Annotated in this window: 2 protein-coding genes and 1 pseudogene; 1 reads left to right on the forward strand and 2 read right to left on the reverse strand. The window is 69.4% G+C overall.

Annotation, left to right across the window (positions count from 1 at the left end; all coding sequences use genetic code 11):
- Window positions 1-322: 322 nt before the first annotated feature.
- Both ACIKT0_RS15150 and ACIKT0_RS15155 read right to left on the reverse strand, forming a co-directional pair.
- Window positions 323-985, reverse strand: a pseudogene (locus tag ACIKT0_RS15150) (polysaccharide pyruvyl transferase family protein); the annotation flags it as partial.
- Window positions 985-2,505 (reverse strand): tetratricopeptide repeat protein, encoded by a 1,521-nt coding sequence (locus ACIKT0_RS15155; protein WP_407106150.1) that lies wholly within the window; start codon window positions 2,503-2,505, stop codon window positions 985-987. The gene ACIKT0_RS15155 and the pseudogene ACIKT0_RS15150, both read right to left, overlap by 1 nt.
- A 315-nt stretch (window positions 2,506-2,820) precedes the next feature.
- On the opposite strand from ACIKT0_RS15155, the gene ACIKT0_RS15160 reads away from it, so the two are divergent.
- Window positions 2,821-3,465: a DUF1007 family protein gene (locus tag ACIKT0_RS15160; protein WP_407106151.1), complete on the forward strand. Its 645-nt coding sequence runs from the start codon at window positions 2,821-2,823 to the stop codon at window positions 3,463-3,465.
- Window positions 3,466-3,573: the final 108 nt, after the last annotated feature.

The following is a 3,573-nucleotide window of genomic DNA, read 5'->3' on the forward strand; positions in this document are numbered from 1 at the left end:
GACCTACCCGTTCGTCCTGTCCTGGTCGCTGATCGAAGCCATGGCGGCGGAATGCCTGATCGTCGCGTCCGGCACCCCGCCGGTGCGTGAAGTCATCGACCCCGTCGAGGCCCTGGCGGACGTGCTCGACGAGCTTGTCCCGCACCGGCGCGATGTCGACCGGGCGCGGCGCCCAGTTGATCCGCGCGAAGTCCTCGGGCAGATAGACCGGCGTCAACTCGCGCAGGAAGCTGAAGCGCGGGTCGTCGGTCGCGCGGGCGATCACCACCGGCACGCCAGAGGCGATGCACGGCGTCGCGGCGTGGTGCAGCGGCGTGATCACCAGAGCAGCGGATCTGCGATAGGTCCGCAGAAGGTGGGCGGCGTGGCGCTCGGCCTCGGCTCGCCCCGCCGCGTCGAGCGGAAACCGGTGCACATGCTTGCGCTGGGACACGAAGTCGAGATTGGCGAACAGCTCTCGTGGCGCGTGCGGCAGCACCTCGGACGGCAGCCGTCCGGCCTTGGCGCCGTAGACCACGAGCGTTTTTCCGGACTGCGGCTCAGCCTCTCGCGGCGGCAGCGCCAGCGTGAGGCAGCCGGTCACGAACGCTTCGACGCCCTGCGCCCGCAGCGCCTCAGCGGTGGCGCTGTCCCGGCAGCCGATCGGCTGGAAACGGGCGAGATGATCGTGGAAACGCTCGATCACGGATGCGCGCGCCTGGAACCCGACGAAAAGCGGTGTGATCGCCTCCGGCAGCGGGAAGCACCAGTCGTAGAAGCAGCCGTTCATCGGCAGCACGACGGGCGGCCCCGCATAGGAGGCGATGGTGTCGCGGTCGACCGCGACGACCTCCCCCTCGGGGACCCCGAGCCGCTTGTAGACGCTGCGGATCGCGAGCGTCTGCATGAAGTCGCCGAGGTTCACGGAATAGACGCCGCGACGCTTCATCGCCCGCGCGAACCCGGCGAAGTTCGCGTAGCTGAAGGTCAGCACGCCTAATTTCATCAAGCGACCTTGCGCTCGGCCCCATCGTCCTGGAGCCGGCGGCTGATGCGCGAGGCGAAATTTTCGATGTCTTCGGAGAGGATCGCCTGCAGGACCGGGTCGCACCGGATGTGGCCTGCCTCGGCCAGCCGCTTCATGAACATGAACGTGTCGAACACGTCGTGCCGGGCGTATTCGAACCAGAGATCGAACTCACCGTCGAAGTAGCCGGCGTAATGCGGCTGGTCGCCGAGATAGAAATCGGCCCCGTACACCGAGACCGGGCGGTCGGCGTGCAGCACGAGATCGTGCAGGATGTGCCGGAGGGCGAAGCCATGCCCGATGAAGTCGCGCTTCTTCAGGGATGCCCAGAGCCTGCTCGGCTGGTCGGGCAAGCTCTTCGCGAAACGCCTCCGGGTGCTGGGGTGCCGCAGCACGATCAGCTTCGCCGGGTTGGCCGCGAGATAGTCCAGAATCTTCTGCGCCCGGGTCCTGACGTAGCCGGTGCCGTAGAAGACGATGTCCGTCCGGGCCCCAGCCAGGGCGCGGTTGTTCTCGAGCAGCGCCGGATCCGTGACGTTGGTGCGCGCGACGAGGTCGTGGGCGTCTATCTCCGCGCCGGCGCCGACGCCGGTCACCGCGGGCTCGACGATCGCGCAGGATTTGCCGCGAAGCATGTCCTGGAACGCCAGGTCGCCCGCCTCGCCGCCATCGGCCAGCAGCCTGCGGGCCTCGTCGACGCGGCCTTCGCTCACCAGCAGGTCCAACGTGACGGCGAGCGCCGCGGCCCTGTTCTCCTCAGCCCCTTGCTCCGCCGTGAAGCGGTCCAGGATTGCGCGCCCGGCGTCGAAGCGCTCCGCATAGCAGGCGGCCGCCACCGCGAGATGAAGCTCCTCGACGGACTGCGGAGGCGCGTCCTCGGCCGCGGCCAGAACGTGCTCCGCCGCGATCCGCTTGGCGAGCAGCGCGGCGGCCGCAAAGTTCTCCCGGAACAGCCGGGCGTAGAGATAGAGCCAGAAATAGGCCGAGAGCTCGGGCCGGGCGGCGAGCCGCGCGAGCATGCCGATCGCATCCCCTTCGCGGGCCTCCCGGGCCCCGAGCGCATGGCGCAGCGCCTCGAGCTCCGGCGCCCTGGCGCCCTCTCCGGCCATCATCCGGAACACGTCGGAGCTCTGCGTCTCGCGGCCGAGCTCAAGCGCCAGCCGGCCGCAAGGAAAGCGCTCCCAGGCCCGCCGATAGATGCGCTCGGCGCGCTCGGGCTCTCCGGTCCGCTTCAGAAGAGAGGCGAAGGCCGTGAAGCGCGCCAGCGGCGCGTCGTCGGCGTCGATCGACCGCTGGTAGGCTTCCGCGGCGCCCTTGTAGTCCTCGATACGCGTCAGGCAGACGCCAAGCTGGGCGTAGCTGTCGGGGCTTTCGCGGCCGAGACGGATCGCCCGCTGGTGCCACTCCGCAGCGTTTGCGTAGTCGAACCTCTTCTCGTAGCGTCGCGCCTTCTGATAGGCGCGCGCGGCCGCCTTCAGCGTCTTCTCGTCCGGCTGCAAATCGTCCGCCCGCTGTCCTGCCGCGTCGCCGCGGCGCCCCCCGTCCGCAAAGCGCGCCATCAAACAGACCGACCCCGGCAGGGTCAAGCGAGCGGCCCTGCGCGCCGCCCTGCACGAGGCGCGCGCCTCGGTGGACCCGTCCCCGGCGGTTCCCAGCGCGACCCCATGGCGAAGCGCGGCCGAATCAAGCGCCATGCCCTCAAGCGACGTATCGCCGGGCCAAACCTTCGTGAGGCCGCAGGAAGCGCAGGCCTCGCGCCCTGTTTCGGCCTTACTTCCGGTCAAGACCGTCGCCCCTTTCAGGCGGCGAGGCTCATGACGTCACTGCGGTTCCTGCTGGTCCTGGTCGGCTGCCTGGTCGCCTCGGAGGCCTTCGCGCACCCCCATGTCTGGGTCACGGCGCGTAGCGAGCTCGTCTATGGCCCCGAGGGCCGGATCACGGCGGTGCGGCACGCCTGGACCTTCGACGACATGTTCTCGTCCTTCGCCACCCAGGGGCTGGACGCGGACGGTGACGGAAAGCTGACGCGGGAGGAGCTCGCGCCGCTCGCCGAGGTCAACGTGACCTCGCTCGCCGAGTTCAAGTTCTTCACCTTCGGCAAGTTCGGCGACAAGCGCGTGGTGTTCGACACGCCCGTCGACTACTGGCTGGAGAGCGGCCCGCAAGGCGCCCTGACCCTGCACTTCACCCTTCCGGTGAAGGACAACGCCCCCGCGAAGGGCGAGCCGTTCCGGGTCGAGGTTTACGATCCGACCTATTTCGTCGCCTTCGAGTTCGCCAAGGAGGATCCGGCCAGGATCGTCTCTGCGCCCGAGGGATGCGGCGTCGATCTCGAGCGCCCGAAGGCGCCGGATGCGGATCAGTCCAAGAAGCTGAGCGAGAGCTTCTTCAGCGGCCTGTCGCCGGGGGCGAACTTCGGCGCGCAGTTCTCCAACACGCTGCTCGTGGCGTGCCGGTGAGTCGATCGCGGCCGCTGTGGCGGCTGCTTGCTCTCGCCGGCACCGTCGCGCTGGTCTGTGCCGCCGCCCATCCGGCATGGGCGCAAGGCGCGGCCGGCCCGTTCGGCG

The sequence above is a fragment of the Hansschlegelia beijingensis genome (genome assembly GCF_045505405.1).
Lineage (GTDB): Bacteria > Pseudomonadota > Alphaproteobacteria > Rhizobiales > Methylopilaceae > Methylopila > Methylopila beijingensis_A.